Origin of the sequence: Microbacterium azadirachtae, from assembly GCF_000956505.1 — a bacterium.
Lineage (GTDB): Bacteria > Actinomycetota > Actinomycetes > Actinomycetales > Microbacteriaceae > Microbacterium > Microbacterium azadirachtae_A.
The window spans coordinates 248,380-265,344 of record NZ_JYIX01000036.1 but is presented as its reverse complement, the minus strand read 5'-3'; the positions used below and the strand labels follow the sequence as shown (position 1 = coordinate 265,344).

Annotated in this window: 11 protein-coding genes; 4 read left to right on the top strand and 7 right to left on the bottom strand. The window is 69.8% G+C overall.

What is annotated here, in order from left to right:
* Positions 1–264 precede the first annotated feature (264 nt).
* A complete protein-coding gene (locus RS86_RS12570; RefSeq protein WP_045272589.1) occupies positions 265–867 on the top strand; it encodes an HD domain-containing protein in 603 nt (200 codons plus the stop codon).
* 46 nt (positions 868–913) lie between these two features.
* On the opposite strand, the gene RS86_RS12565 is transcribed toward RS86_RS12570, so the two are convergent.
* Together RS86_RS12565 and leuS are read right to left on the bottom strand one after the other, a co-directional pair.
* Positions 914–2,656 carry a GDSL-type esterase/lipase family protein gene (locus RS86_RS12565; protein ID WP_045272588.1) on the bottom strand — a complete coding sequence of 581 codons (1,743 nt, stop codon included), beginning with the start codon at positions 2,654–2,656 and terminating at the stop codon, positions 914–916.
* A 45-nt stretch (positions 2,657–2,701) separates the two neighbouring features.
* Positions 2,702–5,320 (bottom strand): leucine--tRNA ligase, encoded by a 2,619-nt coding sequence (leuS, locus tag RS86_RS12560; protein WP_045272587.1) that lies wholly within the window; start codon positions 5,318–5,320, stop codon positions 2,702–2,704.
* Positions 5,321–5,443: 123 nt separating this feature from the next.
* Here leuS and RS86_RS12555 point away from each other — a divergent pair, with 123 nt between their 5' ends.
* Both RS86_RS12555 and RS86_RS12550 read left to right on the top strand, forming a co-directional pair.
* The gene (locus RS86_RS12555) at positions 5,444–6,502 is read left to right on the top strand and encodes an App1 family protein (RefSeq protein ID WP_045272586.1); all 1,059 of its coding nucleotides are present in this window, start codon (positions 5,444–5,446) and stop codon (positions 6,500–6,502) included.
* Positions 6,499–7,410, top strand: a complete 912-nt coding sequence (locus tag RS86_RS12550) for a hypothetical protein (protein ID WP_045272585.1) — start codon at positions 6,499–6,501, stop codon at positions 7,408–7,410. Before RS86_RS12555 ends, RS86_RS12550 begins: the two co-directional genes overlap by 4 nt.
* Before the next feature lie 21 nt (positions 7,411–7,431).
* Here the strand turns inward: RS86_RS12550 and RS86_RS12545 are convergent, their stop codons facing one another.
* From RS86_RS12545 to RS86_RS12540, 3 genes are all read right to left on the bottom strand, one after another.
* Positions 7,432–8,637 (bottom strand): glycoside hydrolase family 3 N-terminal domain-containing protein, encoded by a 1,206-nt coding sequence (locus RS86_RS12545; RefSeq protein WP_045272584.1) that lies wholly within the window; start codon positions 8,635–8,637, stop codon positions 7,432–7,434.
* Between the two features lie 434 nt (positions 8,638–9,071).
* On the bottom strand, positions 9,072–9,821 hold the full coding sequence (locus RS86_RS20980; RefSeq protein ID WP_235281766.1) for a hypothetical protein: 750 nt from the start codon (positions 9,819–9,821) through the stop codon (positions 9,072–9,074).
* A gap of 222 nt (positions 9,822–10,043) precedes the next feature.
* Positions 10,044–11,834 (bottom strand): sigma-70 family RNA polymerase sigma factor, encoded by a 1,791-nt coding sequence (locus RS86_RS12540; protein ID WP_160299690.1) that lies wholly within the window; start codon positions 11,832–11,834, stop codon positions 10,044–10,046.
* Between the two features lie 313 nt (positions 11,835–12,147).
* On the opposite strand from RS86_RS12540, the gene RS86_RS12535 reads away from it, so the two are divergent.
* Positions 12,148–13,437, top strand: coding sequence for a threonine/serine exporter family protein (locus RS86_RS12535; RefSeq protein WP_045272582.1), 1,290 nt, complete (start codon positions 12,148–12,150; stop codon positions 13,435–13,437).
* A 516-nt stretch (positions 13,438–13,953) separates the two neighbouring features.
* Here the strand turns inward: RS86_RS12535 and RS86_RS12530 are convergent.
* Both RS86_RS12530 and RS86_RS12520 read right to left on the bottom strand, forming a co-directional pair.
* Positions 13,954–15,024 carry a flavin-containing monooxygenase gene (locus tag RS86_RS12530; RefSeq protein ID WP_045272581.1) on the bottom strand — a complete coding sequence of 357 codons (1,071 nt, stop codon included), beginning with the start codon at positions 15,022–15,024 and terminating at the stop codon, positions 13,954–13,956.
* A gap of 466 nt (positions 15,025–15,490) precedes the next feature.
* Positions 15,491–16,828, bottom strand: coding sequence for an RNA polymerase sigma factor (locus RS86_RS12520; RefSeq protein WP_045272579.1), 1,338 nt, complete (start codon positions 16,826–16,828; stop codon positions 15,491–15,493).
* Positions 16,829–16,965 lie beyond the last annotated feature (137 nt).

Below are 16,965 nucleotides of genomic sequence, written 5' to 3'. Positions count from 1 at the left end.
GCCTGGCAGTTTCACCGCCGAGCATAGGGGGCGTGACAGAAGGCGACCAAGCTAAAGTGGCAAATTTCCGTCTTGGTGCAGAAAATCTCCGAGGTCGATCAAGAGTCGATAACACCGCGTAATGGATCAGCCGTTTTCGACTCTGTTTTGCCGACCAATCCGGCTCATCATTCCGCTTGCGCCGGCCGCACGGGCCTGCTGCGCGGAGCCGCCGCCGGACCGAGCGTTACGCTGGCCTCATCCCACGATCGACCCGGAGCCGCCATGCGCCTGCACGACTTCCTCCCTCCTGACACCGCTGCCGCCCGCGGGGCGCACGAGCTCGTCACCCGGTTCCAGTCCCCCGCGCTGGTCAATCACGTGCTGCGCAGCTGGCTGTGGGCGGAGGCCTTCGCGATCGTAGAGGGTCACCGCGGGATCGACCACGAGCTGCTTTACACCGGAGCCGTGCTGCACGACATCGGGCTCGCGCCGGCGTATGACAACCACGTGCTCGGTTACGAGGAGGCTGGCGGCTTCGTGGGCGAAGCGCTGACGGCCGGAGCCGGATGGTCCGTCGAGCGGCAGCGCCGCGTCAACGAGATCATCGTGCGGCACAACTGGCCCTCCGTGGATCCCGCCCAGGACGTCGAGGGGCACCTGCTCGAGACGTCGACCGGGCTCGACATCGCCGGACGCCGGGACGACGAGATCCCCCTCGAGTTCCGCCGCGAGGTGCTGGCGACGTACCCCCGGCTCAGCCTCGCCGCCGAGTTCGGCGACTGCGTGCAGCAGCAGGCGGAGCGCAAGCCGTACAGCCAGGCACGACGTCTCGTCGAGGGAGGACTCGTCGGGAAACTCGCGGACAACCCCCTCGAGCGGATCTGACCCGACCTGGCGACCGCTGAGCCGCGCGCCCTGCGGAGAAACCGGATCAGCGTCCGAGCACCGCGCGCAGCGCGTCCGCGTAGTGCGGAGCGATCTTGTCGTGCCCCGCGGGCGCCAGGTGCACGTTGTCGACCTGTGGAGCCGTGTAGTCGCTGACCCATCCGGCGACGGATATCGCGTGGACGCCGAGCCGCTGCGCCTCTTCGGTCACAGCCGCGTCCATCGCGCGCCGCGCCGCGTGAGCGGCATCGTTGCGGCTCATCACGCCGTCCACGACGATGGCGGCGTTCGGGTAGGCCTGCCGCAGCATCCCGATCAGCTGCCCCTCGGCGGCCGTCACATCGGAGACAGCGCGCTTCTGCGCCGCGTCATTGCCTCCGAGGGTGATGATCACGACGCCAGGATCCCCGTCCGGAAGCAGCAGGCTGTTGCGCGACACGCTCTCGGTGAAGCCGGTGCCCAACCCGCTGATCGGCGCGAGATATCCTGACCCGCCGTATCCGAACTCCACGATGTTGGAGAACCCGGCCCGCCGCGCTCCCTGTTTGATCCAGGAGTTGCCGCTGCACTGCGAATCGCACAGGAGCACGGCCGTCGAGGCATCCACCGGTGTCGATGGCACCGTGAGCAGGCGCCCCTCGCGCAGCACCGTCTGCGTCTTCTCCCAGTCCTGATGCTCCCCGCGCTCGTCGGTGCGCGAGTCCTTCGTCGGCCATCCGAACCGGGCAGGATCCGCCACCCAGAATGCGAAGTTCGCGGCGTCGAGGCGGAACACCCCTGCCCCTTCGTGCCACAGCAGCGCGCCTCCGGCGAACGCCTGATAGCGGCCCCCGGCGACGTCGATCTTCTCGCCCATCGGCAAGCCCAGCTCGCCTCCTGGCCCGCCCAGCTCCTCGTACCGCTGCTGGATGACGCCGGCGGTCGTGGCACGGATCGACCCGTCCTCGTCCGAGCGATACAGAACTCCGCCCTGGAAGGGCTGCATCGAGCCGCCCTCGAGTCGCGATGCCTCCGCGGTGGGCAGGCCGAGCGCCCCGTCCGCGCCGCCGCGTTCGTGGAAGGCGGCGAGGAACGGAGCTTGCACCGAAGCGGCACCCGTGTCGCCGGACCACCACACCTCGCCCCCGTCGAACTGCTGCACGAGACGATCGCCGACCGCGCGCTGCGTGCCCTTCGGGTATCCGAGCGGTCCGTACGCCCCTCCGGCGCGACGGTGGGCGGCCGCGATGTCCGAGATCGTGGGCACGGGCGCGCCATCGCGCACATAGATCACACCGTTGATGAAGTTCTGGACCGGAATGCCGTGCCTGTCCTTGTGCTCCGCGTCCTTCGGGAACCCGAGGCCGCCGCGCTCTTCGGCGAAGCGCAGCCATGACTGCCAGAAGACGCCGCGCACGAGGGTCGGGACATCGTCCTCGCTCGCGAAGATCCCCGCGCGCTGGAACGCCTGCCACGGCCGGTCGGCGGGTCCGCTCTGCTCCGCGATCGGCAGACCCAGCCTCGCCACGCCTCCGAGTTCGTCGAACGCCTCGCCGACCGCACCACCGTGAACGATGTGCGCGTCGCCCTTCACTGCGGCGTAGATGGTGCCCCCGCGGTAGTTCTGCCGACACACCCCTTCCGCGCATGTCTCGCGGTTCCACGCGGCGCCCAGCTCATCGCTGTGCTTGTGCCAGAGCACGCCGATCGCGCTGGTGTCGCTGATGGGGCGCGGCAGCTGCCAGACCAGCAGCAGCCCCCCGCCCGCGACCAGCGCGACGATCACCGCCGTGCCGAGCACGCGCCTCATCACCCGGAGGGCGCGCGCTCCTTTCCCCCCGGAGCGCAACGGAACTCAGCCCTTGACGGCGAAGTTCACGATCTTCGGAGCCCGCACGATGACGCGCACGATCTCCTTGCCGTCGAGTGCCCGCTGCACCTTCTCGTCCGCACGGGCCAGCGCCTCGAGCTCCGCGTCGCCGATCTTGGCCGGCACCTCGAGCGTCGTGCGCACCTTGCCGTTGACCTGCACGGCGCAGGTCGCCGTGTCCTCGACGAGCAGCAGCGGGTCGGCCTGACGCCAGGTGACGAGTCCCACGGACGGCTCGTGACCGAGGATCTCCCACATCTCCTCCGCCGTGTGCGGAGCGACGAGGTCCAGCATGACGGCGACGGTCTCCGCAGCCTCGCGCACAGCGGGGTCGGCGGGGCCGGATCCGGCGTCGATCGTCTTGCGGATCGCGTTCACCAGCTCCATCAGGCGGGCGACCAGCACGTTGAACTTGGTCTGCTCGACGAGCGCGGGGGCGTCGGCCAGCAGATGGTGGGTGATCCGGCGCAGCCCCGCATCGCCTCCATCGAAGACGACGTCGACGGCGCTCGAGACGTCCTGCGCCGCGCGCAGCGCACGAGCCAGGAACTTCTGCGCGCCGGTCGTCGAGACATCCTTCCAGTCCTTGTCATCCTCCACGGGACCGGCGAAGGCCAGGGCGACGCGCAGCGCGTCGGCGCCGTAGGCATCGAGCTCCTCCTGGAAGAGCACCAGGTTGCCCTTGCTCTTCGACATCTTCGCGCCGTCGAGGATCACCATGCCCTGGTTGATCAGGCTGGAGAACGGCTCGGTGAAATCGATCAGCCCCATGTCGAACAGGACCTTGGTGATGAACCGCGCGTACAGCAGGTGCAGGATCGCGTGCTCGACGCCGCCGATGTACGAGTCGATGGGCGCCCAGCGGCGGGCCTCGTCCACGTCGAAGGCCACGGTGTCGCTGTTCGGCGAGAGGAAGCGCAGGTAGTACCAGGAGCTGTCCACGAAGGTGTCCATGGTGTCCGGGTCGCGCAGCGCGGGCTCACCGGTTCCGGGCACGGTCGTCTGCACCCAGCTGGTCGCCGCGCCCAGCGGCGAGGATCCCTTCGGCGACAGGTCAAGGCCCTCGATGCTCGGCAGGCGCACGGGCAGCTGCTCCTCGGGCACGGGCACGATCTCGCCGTCCTGCGTGTGCAGCATCGGGATGGGCGTACCCCAGAACCGCTGGCGAGAGATCAGCCAGTCGCGCAGACGGTAGTTCTTCGCGGCACGGCCGGTGCCGGCCGCCTCCAGCTGCTCGATCGCGCGGGCGATCGCGTTGCGCTTGGAGAGGCCGTTCAGCTCGCCGGAGTTGATCATGCGGCCGTCGCCGGTCAGGGCGATGCCGGTCTTCACCGGGTGCTGGTCGTCGAGCGACTCCAGGGGCTCGATCGGGACCCCGTCCTCGTCGACCTCGATCACGGGCAGCGCGCCGGTGATCGGCGCGGTCGTGTCGACCACGACCTTCACGGGCAGGTCGAACGCGCGGGCGAAGTCGAGGTCGCGCTGGTCGTGGGCGGGCACGGCCATCACCGCGCCGTGGCCGTAGTCGGCCAGCACGTAGTCGGCGGCCCAGATCGGCAGCCGCTCGCCGTTCACGGGGTTGATCGCGAATCGGTCCAGGAACACACCGGTCTTCGGGCGGTCGGCGGACTGGCGGTCGATCTCGCTGGTCTTCTGCACCTGGGTCAGGTAGTCCTGGAAGCGCATCCGCACGTCCTCGGACGATCCGGCGGCCAGCTCGGACGCCAGGTCGGAGTCGGGCGCGACGACCATGAAGGTCGCGCCGTGCAGGGTGTCGGGGCGCGTGGAGAACACGGTCACGACGCCCTCACGGCCCTCGATCGCGAAGTCGACGTCGGCGCCGATCGAGCGGCCGATCCAGTTGCGCTGCATCTGCAGAACCTTGTGCGGCCAGAAGCCCTCGAGCTGGTTCAGGTCGTCCAGCAGGCGGTCGGCGTAGTCGGTGATCCGGAAGTACCACTGGGTCAGGTTCTTCTTCACGACCTCGGCGCCGCAGCGCTCGCAGCGCCCGTCGACGACCTGCTCGTTCGCGAGCACCGTCTGGTCGTTCGGGCACCAGTTCACCGGGCTCTTCTTGCGGTAGGCCAGGCCCCGCTCGTACAGCTTCAGGAACAGCCACTGGTTCCAGCGGTAGTACTCCTCGTCAGAGGTGTGCAGCACGCGACTCCAGTCGAAGGAGACGCCGTAGGACTGGAAGCCCGCCTTCTGCTGGGCGATGTTCTGGTACGTCCACTCGCGCGGATCCGCTCCGCGACGAATGGCCGCGTTCTCGGCGGGCAGCCCGAAGGAGTCCCAGCCGATCGGATTCAGCACGTTGTGTCCGCGGTGACGCCAGAAGCGCGCCACGATGTCGGAGTAGAGGTAGTTCTCGGCGTGCCCCATGTGCAGGTCCCCCGACGGGTACGGGAACATCGCCAGCACGTACTTGCGGGGACGCACGTCCTCGGCGCCGCCGGCCCGGAAGGTCTCGTTCTCGGCCCAGTACCTCTGCCACTTCTCCTGAAGCCGCTGGGCCTGGCGCGCCTGAAGCTCGTGCACCGGCAGCGACTCGTCGATCGACGGGGATGCGGTGTGGGACGGGTTCTCAGACAACGCGACGACCATTCTCTGCAGCAGGGGAAAAGAATGCCCCGAACAGGGCAACCTCCAGATTATCCCAGCCCGCGCGGACCGGCGTTCCGCCCCGGAGCCTGCGTCAGGGCGCGGACGTGAAAGACTAGAGGCGCTATGCCCTCGTCCTCAGCCCGACCGGAGCGGATCCACTGGTTCGCCCGCCTGGAGCACCGCTTCCACGCGTGGCGTGAACGGCGTGCCCGCAAACGCGGCCGCACCGCGAGCGTGGTGCCCTTCCCGGGCTACGGCGGCGCGGGCTGGGTCCGCGTCGTCGGCCGCGTCCTGATCCTGCCGAAGACCCGTCGCGGCGGCAAGGACGCGAGCGTCCGGGGCTGGCGCAGCTTCGTCGGCATCCCGGTGAGCTTCGCGACCGTCACGATCACGGTCGCCGGTCGCGCGCACGAGGTCGCGGCCGATCGCGGCGGTGTCGTCGACTGCCGCATCGAGGCCGACCTCGCCCCGGGCTGGCAGCAGGTGACGATGTCCGTCGAGGGACAGGATCCGACCCCCGCGCGGGTGTTCGTCGTCGCCGACGACGTCCGCTTCGGCGTGATCTCCGATGTCGACGACACCGTCATGGTGACGGCCCTGCCGCGGCCCCTGATCGCCGCGTGGAACTCCTTCGTCGTCGACGAGCACGCGCGCACCCCGGTCCCCGGGATGGCGGTGCTGCTCGAGCGGCTCATGCGCGACAACCCCGGCTCGCCGATGATCTACCTCTCCACCGGCGCCTGGAACGTGGCTCCCACGCTCAACCGCTTCCTCTCCCGTCACCTCTTCCCCGCCGGATCCATGCTGCTCACCGACTGGGGTCCCACGCATGAGCGCTGGTTCCGCAGCGGGCGCGAGCACAAGCTGCGGAACCTCTCCCGCCTCGCCGAGGAGTTCCCGCACATGCAGTGGCTGCTGATCGGCGACGACGGCCAGCACGACGAGGCCATCTACGGGCAGTTCCTCATCGACCACCCCGAGAACGTCGCGGCCGTCGCGATCCGTCGCCTGCTCCCCGCGGAGGGCGTCCTCGCCGGCCGTCGCGCTTCGGCCCGTGCCGACGGCGACGGCGCAGACGCCGAGGCGCGCGACGAGGACCTCGCGCCGTGGGTGAGCGCGGAGGACGGCGCCGGCATCCTCGACGAGCTCATCGACGCCGGCGTCGTGCGCTCGGAGCCATGACCGGCCCAGCCCCGACGGCGGCCCCGCCGGTGCGCCTGGATCGCGCGACGTGGTCGGCCCGCGCGGAGGCCCACGCGGAGCGCGCCGACGCGCTGACCGCGGAGCACCGCGCCCGCCAGGCGCGTCGCGAGAAGCACCCCGTCCACGACTTCCTCTTCACGTACTACGGCTACAAGCCGGGTCAGCTGCGCCGCTGGCACCCCGGGGCGGGAGCGGTGCTCGAGGACGCCCCGGAACGGGCGGACTGGCGCTGGTACTCCCCCGCGCCGCATCAGGACGCCGCGTCATCCGGATCCGGATCCGATGCCGTCATGCCGGACGCGGACGCCTTCGCCGCCGACAAACCGGAGCTCGCGCGCCTCGTGCACGCGATGCTCGCGCGCACCGCCGCGCGTCCCGGGCAGTTCGGCTGCTTCGGCCTGCACGAGTGGGCGATGGTGTACCGCACGCCCGAGCACCGGCACGAGGTGCCGCTGCGACTGGGGCAGGCGGGAACCGACGCGGTCGTGGAGCAGGGCGAGCTGCGCTGCACGCACATCGACGCGTACCGCTTCTTCACACCGGACGCGGTGCCCCGCAACCGGCTCGCGCCGACCCGCGAGACGCAGCCCCTCCTCGAGCAGCCCGGCTGCCTGCATGCGGGCATGGACGTCTACAAGTGGGCGATGAAGCTCGGCCCCCTCGTGCCGGGCGAGATCCTGCTGGACGCGTTCGAGCTGGCTCGCGACATCCGCATCCTGGATATGGAGGCCGCCCCCTACGATCTCTCCGACTGGGGCGTCGTCCCGGTGCGGATCGAGACCGCGGAGGGCAAGGCCGAGTATGTGCGTCGTCAGCGCGAGTTCGCCGAGCGCGGCAACATCCTGCGCGCCAGGATCCTCGAGGGCTGGCGGGGCGCACCGGGCTGACGCACGGGGCCTGTGACGGGCTCAGTGCCGACGGTCCGCGATGTCCAGGCGGAGCGCGATCACCCGGGTCGCGGCCTCACGGAGGCGATCGGCGGGAAGGGCGCCGCTGCGGACCGCCGCGACGAGCCCGTCGGCGATCTTCTGTGCGGTGTCGGGTCCCGCGCCGTCGAGGGCGAGCACGAGGTCGCTCCCTGCGACGACCGCCTGCACGGCGTCGGACACCTCGTCCGCGTACGCGGGATCGCCGGAGTCGACCAGCATGTCGAGGTCGTCGGTGACGATGACGCCGCGGAAGCCGAGGTCGTCGCGCAGGATCTGATGCCAGCGAGGCGACAGGGACGCCGGCTGAGCGTCCACCGCCGTGTACGCGAGATGTCCCATCATCACGATCGGCGCACCCGCCCTGATCCCGGCCAGGAACGGCGGAGCCACCTGTGAGTGCCAGGTCTCCAGATCCATCCCCGTGCTCGGGATCATGTGGTGCGAGTCGCCCTCGGCCGCGCCGTGTCCCGGGAAGTGCTTGAGGGTCGTGGATACCCAGGACGCCTCCCCACGCACGGCCGCGTCGACGCGCTCGGCCGCGGCGGCCGGATCCGTGCCGAACGAGCGGTCGTAGATGAACGAATCCGGCGACGACGCCACATCCGCGACGACGCCGAAATTGACCGTCACCCCCGATTGCGCGAGCAGCATCCCGCGCCGGGCGAACGCGGCCCTGGTAGCGCCGGCGGGCTGCGTCTTGAGCACGTCAGCACCCGGTTGATCGTCCCAGGGCAGGCGCACCACGTCGCCGCCCTCCTCGTCGGTCGCGATCAGGGGCGGCAGCGCGGGGTCGATCGTGAGCGCCGCGGTCATCGCGTGCAGGTCGCCCGGGGTGGCGGGCACGTTGGATCCCATCAGGATGAACCCGCCGTACCCGCGGCTCATCATCGCGCGCATCGCCACCGGATCCGCACCCGGCGTGTTGCCCATCACCACGGCGGACGCCTGCTGCGCGAGATCCATCCTCGCGACGATCTCCTGCACGCGGGAGTGCGGGGACGCTATCGGCGCGGGCTCGGCGCTCGGTGTGTGCGCGGAGGGCGCGGATGCGCCGGATCCACCCGCCGACGAGGAGTCCGGTGCGCAGGCGGATGCGGCGAGAAGCGTCGAGAGCAGCAGGACCACGGCGCCCGCACGCCTGCCCACCGCGCGCGACGCGTGGGCTCGCCTCGTGAACACCCGCATGCCTCCAGCCTAGGTCGTGTCTGACAAAGGGCTTGTGTGGCAGCGTCCGGGAGTCTGGAGTGGTGTCGCGGTTCCACCGGAGCGACGAAGAGCGCTTGCGATTGTGTCCGGTGTGGTCCGGCTCGCTTGTCTTGTGAGCATCAGTGGCCCAACCCTGACATCCCCGCACGGACGGACCACACCGGGGGAAGCTGGGGGACGGGGAGGGGCCCAGCTTCCATCTGTTAAGGAGTGCATGTCCGCTTGAAAATGACGGTTGCGCCCGGCAATGAACAAGAGCTGTGTGCGTGCAACCCGCCAGGATCGCACGCGCACAGCTCTTGAAGGCGCTTGCGGCGCCGGGGGGGTGCACGTCGCGATGGGGCAACACCGGGTCTTCGGTGGCGAGAGGTCGGTTCCTCGCCACCGAAGACCCGAACACTTTCTGGGACGTCCTAGGGCTGGTAGTAGCCCGGGTGGGAGAGCCCGTATTCGGAAACGATCGCATACGTACCCGGCCCGTTTGTCGAGCTAGACGGTAGCCATTCCGACGCGATCACGGAGCTCCCAAGAACGGGAGGGCAAGCCGTGCTGTCCTTCTTCGGCGCGATCGTCGCATAAGCCCCGAAGTTGGCTGCGTCAATCTCTTGGGCTGGGATGGTGTTCTTCAACGTGGCTGTCGAGGTCCAGGTGATGACGGTGCCTGCGGGGATATCGGCGGTGGTTGTGTAAAGATACACCGGTCCCCAGGTGGCTTCAGGAAGAGGAGTACCCACTCCCACCGCGGGGATGTTGGCGATGGGAGCAGGGAAGCTCTGGATCCAGTAGTTGTCGAGTGTGTCGACTCCGCCGAGTCCCACCCTGAAGGTGGTTCCGGCTGGGATGATCCCCGTGGGGTCGGACGTCGCCGTCCAGTTCCAGGTGAACGGGAGAACGCTGCCTGCCGCGTAGAACCATCGGCTTCCGTTCGGGGCGTTGTTGGGAATCGAGCCGACGTATCCGGCCCCTCCCCCCTTGGGGCCGTTGATGTTCCAGGCCCCGACGCCGCGCAAGATGCCGGGCTGGTTGCAGACCGACGCTGCGGCGTGCGGCGCAGCGGCCGCTGCGGCGATGACGGGGACCGACCACGCCGCGCCCTTCACGATCGTTCGCCGGGATACGCGTCGTGCTTCCTTGGTGGTGTCAGTGCTTTGTTCCGTCGACATAGTTCAAATCTCCCCTTCTGTTGGCGCGTGCCTTTCCGTCGACGTCGTTGGGCGACGCCGACGGAACTAGCACACCTGTCAATGGGGAAGGAGTCAGAGCCATCGGAAAGGTGACGCGTCGATCCAGAAATCCGAAAGACGACGGGGAGGTCGCTTTCGACGAGCGCGATCGGCTGGACATGCGGCCCGGTCCGCGCGATCGGCGTGGGGCTGACGGTTGGCTTAGGGGGTGACGAACTCGTAGGTCATGTCTTCGGGGTTGGGCCCCATCGGGTCGTACGGTGCAACGGGGTCGTAGACGTCGAGGTTGTGTTCCCAACCTGGTCCCATATAGCCGTCGCTGTCCAAATAGCGCATATTGAACCAGTACCAGCCGTACGAGTGCACGAGCAGCCGGCGCTTCGCGTACCCGTCCGCGTCGAGGGCGACGAGCGCGGTGATGCCCTCCATCGTCTGGACATAGACGACACCGTTCACCGGGCCCTGGAACTCTACGATGAGGCCAGTTGTCGCGGCCTGCGTTGTGGTGAGGTCCTCGAACCCGGTGATGTTCTCGAAGCCCCGGATCTCAAGCGGGAGCACGGTGAACGCACCATCGACAGCGGCGGAAGACACGAAATCCGTATATGCCCGGGCCTGGTAGGTGTAGCTGCCAGCGGTCAGTTCCAGCCCGCGGGTGTCCAGGCTCCAGGAACCGTCAGAGGCGACCTCGGGAGTGAAGCGCCGCGTGTCGATCTGAACGGCGACTTTGGTGCCCGGCGAAGTCTTTCCCGCGATGATCGGCGAGATGTACGCGGAGCTGCTGGTCGGGCTGGTGACACCGGGCGTGAACCCCGTGGGGCTGCTGCCCGGTCCCGTTGTCGGGCTCGGCTCCGGGGTCGGGCCGATGCCCGGGTCGGGGACGTTCGAGGCGGGATCCGGGCGGGATTGATACCCAGGGAAGTAGTGTGCGGGGTCATCGGTCAAGCCCAGGGCCTGATCCGCGGGATCCGGCTGACCCGATACCCGCTCCGGTGCCCCGACCGCCGGCGAAGCGGCCGACGCGGTGGGCTCTGCACTGGACGCTGGCGGGGTGGCTGCGGAAGGTACAGTCTGCACGCGTTCAGGTTGAGGTTCGGCGACCGCTGGCCCCACGGTGAAGAACGACGAGATGACCAGGCTGCCAGCGGTGACGGCCGCGATGCCTCCGCCCACCAGCCACGACATGGCTCCTGCGCCGGCGACTGCAGCGATGGCCGTCGTGGCCGACGACAACGCAGCCGTGGCAGCACCGACACCGCCGGTGCCCAGCAGCACAGCAAGCGTGCTGCCGCCCATGCGTGCGGCCGAACTCCGCGTATCCCGCAGCAAGGCCCGGCACGGCGTGCACTCAGCGATGTGCAGGTTCACCTCGGCGGAAACTGCCGCATTGGCCGGCTCGGTCAGATACTGCGGGAAAAGCCGCGCCGCATGGGTCTGATCGTCTCGAACGGCGGGCGGAACCTGGAGAATGAGCCACTGATACTTCAGACCGGCGCGCGCCCTGCGTTGAAGGGCTGAGACAGCGTTGGCCTTGACCCCCAGCTCCCGCGCGATCGCAGGACGACCAACCTCTGCAACCTCCGCGAGCCACAGCACTCGCTGCCACCGCTCCGGCAGGGCTTGCAGCGCCGCCAGGACATCTCCGGCTTCGCTGTCGACCTCAGCCATGCTGAGCGCGTCCCGCTCATCGACGGAATCAACCATCTCCGCGAGGACCATCTGGCGCGCTTCGTTAGACCACCGCATGGCCGTGTTGCGCAGAACCGTCTTCAAGTACGACCGGAACGCGAACCGCGGCCCGGCATCCGTCGTGGTCACCTGCTGGTAGATCGCGAGGAAAGACTCCGAGACCAGGTCATCCGCTCTGGCAGCGAAGAGCCGATGCGCATAGCGTCGAGCAGCAGGGAAGTGTCGCTCCCACAGCACCGCATACGCGCGCTCATCTCCCTCGAGGACAGCGCTCAGCAAGTCAGCGTCGGTGCGTGCGTCCACCACGAAGTCTCTCCAGAAACGAGGCCCACCTGGCGCGTTTCCCTCCACGCCAGTAACGTCTGCGCGGGGTCAGCACAGAACTCAGACAGGCTATCGGTACCGACACGCCGCAAGTTATCGTCACTTCTCCTCAAGCAAATCCTTCCCCGATGCGTGGAGGCTGAGGTCTCCTCGTCGTCGGCGTCCTCCAGTGCGGTCCGGGCTTTGTCAGACAGGCCCTAGGTCGCCGCGGCTGGGCGTCTCCGCGGGGGCCGGTCGCCGCTGACCGTTGCGAACCGCGCGGGGGCCGCCGCACGTTCTACGATTTCAGGTGATGTCCCCTTCCGATCCGGTCTCCCCTGACGTCGCTCTCGGCGACCTCGGCGCGCTGCTGCTCGATTCCGGCGTGTCCGTGACCGATGTGCGCGGCACGCTCGAGCGCGCCCGCGACGCGACTGCGCCCGGCGCTGACCTCTCTTTCGCCGTGCTCCCCGAGCACGTGTTCGTGAGCCGTCCCGGCATCCCCGGAGCGACCACGATCTCCGCCGGCGGAGGGCCGGGGCTGACCTTCCGCCAGACCGCCCACGCCTCCCGCCTCGCACGACGGCTCGAGGCGGGACGCGTCACGCTGGACCAGGTTCCGTCGCACATCTCGCACATCCGCGGTCTGCAGCGCCGTCATCCGGTCCTGCAGACCGCGCTCGGCGGCGCGCTCCTCGCGGCGGGACTCGCGATACTGTTCCGCTGCCCGTGGTGGGCGATCGTGCTCGCGCTGCTGGTCGGCGGACTCGTCGCCGCGATCGTGCTGGCCACGGAGCGGATCCGCGCGGCCGCGGCCGTGGTCCCGTTCGTCGCATCGCTCATCTCGACCCTCGTCGTCGGGGTGGTCGCCGATCGCCTGGATCTGGGCGCCGTGCCGCTCTTCGCGGTGTGCGCCCCTGTCGCGCTGCTCGTGCCGGGCGCCCTCATCACGAACGCACTCCTCGAACTGACCGCGGCCGACATCGTCACCGGGGCATCGCGGCTCGTGTACGGCCTGATCATGCTCACGTTCATGGCAGCGGGGATCTTCACCGGCGCGGCGGCGACCGGGCTGCGCGTGGATCCGCGTTCCGCGGCCCTCGTCGGCGAGACCTCGCTCGTCACGGGGCACGGTGGGTGGGAGGCCGTGCCGCCGCTGGCCTGGAGCTGGGTCGGTGTCGTGGTGCTCGCGATCGGGATCGGGCTGAGCTTCGGATCCGGATTCCGCCTCACGATCGCGACGGTGATCGTGATGATCTGCACCTACGCGGCACTGATGCTGCTGAGCCCGTACACCGGCAGCACCGTCGCGACGGGGATCACCGCCGGGCTGCTGTTCCTCGCGGCGCGGGTGCTGGAGAGGATGACGCTCGCGGTCCCCGCGACGGTCTCGTTCCAGCCGGCCTTCCTGCTCCTGGTCCCCGGCACGGTCGGGCTCGTGGCGCTCGCGTCGTTCGACGCCGCGGCGCTCGCAGCCGCCCCGATGATCTTCATCAGCCTGTGCATCGGGACGAAGGTCGGCGCGCTGATCGCCGACGCGCTGCGGATCACGCGGCCCGTCTCCCCGTCCACCGCGACCGGCTCGATCCGCATCATCCGCTGACCCCCGCGCACTCTTCCTTCTCCTGGCGCACCTGTGCTCCGTTTGGGGCGCACCCCACCGCTTCGGGGCGCACCACGCCCGGTTTCGACGACGTGGTGCGCCCCAAAACCGGAGAACGCGCCCCGAATCCACGGCCAACTCCGGATCCGAACTTGACAGCCCGGATCCGGGCCGGGACCCGGCCGACCCTTGATCTCACACGGGCCCGGTCCCGACGCTCTCCCGCTCGCAGTCGCTCGGTTTGGGGCGCACCACCTCATTTTGGGGCGCACCGTACCCCGGTTCCACGTCGTAGCGCGCCCCAAAACCGGAGAACGCGCCCCGAAACACCACGTCGACCGGATCCGGTCCCGACGCCCTCCTGACTCGACACCCTCCCGCGCGCAGTCGCTCGGTTTGGGGCGCACCACCTCGTTTTGGGGCGCGCCCCACCCCGGTTGCACGTCGTAGCGCGCCCCAAAACCGGAGAACGCGCCCCGAAAGCGGGCGCCCGGACCCCGCGCGGGCCCGAGCGGCTCAGCCCGCGTCGACCGCGGCAAGCGCCCGCGCGAGGTAGCGCTGCACGCCGCGCGCGGCGGTGCGGCCGGCCCGGTTCGCGCCGATCGTGCTCGCCGAGGGGCCGTAGCCCACGAGCTGGATCCGCGGATCCTTCACGGCCGTCGTGCCCCTCCCGTCGCGGTCGAGCTGGATCCCGCCGCGCTCGCTGCGCAGATGCAGCGGGGCGAGGTGCCCGATCGCGGGCCGGAACCCCGTGGCCCACAGGATCGCGTCGACAGGCTCGAAAGAGCCGTCCGCCCATCGGACGCCGTCCGGCTCGATGCGCTCGAACATGGGCCGGCGCGCGTCGTAGACGCCGAGCTCGGCCGCCGCCTGCTCCTGCGGCCGCAGCATCAGCCCGGTCACGCTGACCACACTCTGCGGGGCGAGACCCTGCGCGACGCGCTGTTCGACGAGCGCCACGGCGGCGGCGCCCGCCTCGGGGGTGAAGTCGTCGTTGCGCCAGACGGGCGGACGTCGGGTGGCCCACACGACGTCCGCGATCGGTGCGAGTGCACCCAGGAACTGCACGGCCGACGCCCCGCCGCCGACCACGAGCACACGCTTGCCGCGGAGGTGCTCCGGTCCCGGGTAGTCGACCGTGTGGAACTGCTCCCCGAGGAAGGTCTCCATACCCGGGTAATGCGGCAGGAACGGCTGCGTCCACGTGCCCGTGGCGTTGATGAGGGTGCGCGTGCGCCAGCTCCGATCCCCCGCGTGCACGACGAGGATCCCTTCGTCGTCGGTCACCCGGTCGACGTACACAGGCCGGATCACCGGCAGCTCATGGGCGCGCTCGTAGCCGGCGAAATAGGCCGGCACCGCACGGTTCGCCTGCTCCGTCGTGCGCGGAGGCGGGACGGATCCCGGTAACTCGGCGACGCCGTGCACATCCTGCATCGTGAGCGCGTCCCATCGGTGCTGCCACGCACCGCCCGGCGCATCGTCCGCGTCCAGGACCACATGCGCGATGCCGAGCCGGCGCAGATGGTGCGAGCTCGACAGGCCGGCCTGGCCCGCGCCGATCACGATGCTGTCGAGGATGTCCACGGCCGGTGCAACATCTCGAGCGCTTCCCGTGTTCCCCGCAACGATCTGCGGATGCCCCTCGGGTTTCTTCACCGGAGCGCGTCACTATCGGCCGATTGCCGACTCTCTACATCGACGACCCCTCACCGGGTCGGACGATCGGCTCGCGGTGGGCCGATGCACGAGTGAGGATGACATGCGCAACTCCGAGACGCCAGCCGAAGGATCCGCCCTCGATCCGGAGGAGCCGGGCGAACGCGCGATCGACCGCAGACGAGTCCGGCCCAGCGCTGCGTGGAACCTGAGCGTCATCACCGCGGTCGCCGCCGCCGACGATGCCGCAGCGGCTGCCGCAGCCGCGGCAGTCCCCGCCGCACCGACGGAATCAGAGGATGGGATGCCGCGCTGCGCTCCCCACGACGTCCGCCCGCATGACCACCAGCGACGGAATCTGCGCAAAGGATCCGCCCCGGCCCGCGGCTAGACGTCAGGGAAGCACGACGCGCAGTTCCAGCGAGAGTCCCAGGACGCCGATCTGGGACGTCGCGACGCGCTGCATACTCGTCGGCGGCGGGTCGACGACGGGCAGTGACGCGTCCGGGAGGGTCATCGACCACAGTTCCGCAACACCATCCGGAGGCACCTGCACGACGGGATCCGGAATCGCCCCCGCAACGACATCCGGAGGCAGCTGCACGGCAGGATCCGGAATCACGGCCGCAACGGGATCCGGAATCACCGCAGAGAGATCCGGAGCCACCGGAGCGGGATCCGGCGCCGCCTCCCCCGGAGGACCCGGCGCGGGCGCAACCGGCTCGGGCACCTCGATCCGAGCTGCCTCCGCGGCCGCGGACGGGCCCGGCGACGGCGACGGCGGCGCTGTCGCCGTCGGGGCGCGGAGGGCCTCCGCCGGCGGTGCGACCGCAGGCGTGACGGTGAGCAGCGTCGTCGCCACGAGACCGCCGACCGTAGCGGCGGTGACGCCGCCTGCGAACAGCCAGGCCAGCACACCTGCGCCCGCCGTGGTCGTGGCCGCGGCGGCTGTCCCGGCGCTCAGCGACGCGGTGACCGGCACCCCCGCTCCGACTGTCCCGAGCAGCACCGCCGACAGCGCCCCGCCCTGTGCCCGGGCGACGGAGGCATGCATGCCCCGCAGCAGGTCCGTGCAGAGCATGCAGGTCACGAGGTGCGCGGCGACCTCGGCGGCGAGAGCCGCATTCCGGGGGTGCGCCACGTGCTGCGGCAGCAGTCGGGCGACGTGCGCGGCATCGCCGCGCAGCCCCGTCGGAACCTGCCGGACCAGCCATTGATACTTCATACCCGCGCGGGCACGACGTTGCAGCGCCGACACCGCATTCGGTCTGATGCCCAGCTCGCGCGCGATCGCGGGACGCCCCGCCTGGTCCACCTCGGAGAGCCAGAGCACCCGCTGCCAGCGGTCGGGAAGCGCTCCGAACGCGGCGAGGACATCCTCCGAACCGGACTCCCGTTCGACATGGCGGAGGCCATCGCGAGGATCCACCTGATCGATGTCCTCGGTGTCGAGCATCCGGCCGGCGTCCGCATGCCATCGGGCGGAGGTGTTGCGGATCACCGTCTTCAGGTAGGCGCGGAAGGACGAATCCGGACCGTTGTCCCGCGTTCGCAGCTGCTGGTAGATCGCGAGGAACGACTCCGAGACGAGATCCTCCGCCCGCGACCAGTAGAGGCGCCGGGCGTACCGGAGAGCGGAGTCGTAGTGCCGGTGCCACAGGAGCTCCCAGGCGCCGCCGTCGCCGTCCCGCACAGCGCGGAGCAGCTGCGCATCGCTGCGATTGTCGTGCATGCTCGCTCCCTCCGCAAGACGTCGGACCAATATATTCAGTCTGTCATCCCGCCATCGGATCCCGGTGAGCGGATGCCTGCCCCATCCGATCCGCAACCCTGACCGCGCTCAGGCGACACCGGGCGCAGTCATAGCCG

Excerpts from the sequence above, each read along its gene's own strand:
- RS86_RS12535 (WP_045272582.1), top strand. The coding sequence starts at position 12,148 with ATGTCCCCTTCCGATCCGGTCTCCCCTGACGTCGCTCTCGGCGACCTC.
- RS86_RS12550 (WP_045272585.1), top strand. The coding sequence starts at position 6,499 with ATGACCGGCCCAGCCCCGACGGCGGCCCCGCCGGTGCGCCTGGATCGC.
- RS86_RS12555 (WP_045272586.1), top strand. The coding sequence starts at position 5,444 with ATGCCCTCGTCCTCAGCCCGACCGGAGCGGATCCACTGGTTCGCCCGC.
- RS86_RS20980 (WP_235281766.1), bottom strand. The coding sequence starts at position 9,821 with ATGTCGACGGAACAAAGCACTGACACCACCAAGGAAGCACGACGCGTA.
- RS86_RS12545 (WP_045272584.1), bottom strand. The coding sequence starts at position 8,637 with ATGCGGGTGTTCACGAGGCGAGCCCACGCGTCGCGCGCGGTGGGCAGG.
- RS86_RS12570 (WP_045272589.1), top strand. The coding sequence starts at position 265 with ATGCGCCTGCACGACTTCCTCCCTCCTGACACCGCTGCCGCCCGCGGG.
- leuS (WP_045272587.1), bottom strand. The coding sequence starts at position 5,320 with ATGGTCGTCGCGTTGTCTGAGAACCCGTCCCACACCGCATCCCCGTCG.
- RS86_RS12565 (WP_045272588.1), bottom strand. The coding sequence starts at position 2,656 with ATGAGGCGCGTGCTCGGCACGGCGGTGATCGTCGCGCTGGTCGCGGGC.
- RS86_RS12520 (WP_045272579.1), bottom strand. The coding sequence starts at position 16,828 with ATGCACGACAATCGCAGCGATGCGCAGCTGCTCCGCGCTGTGCGGGAC.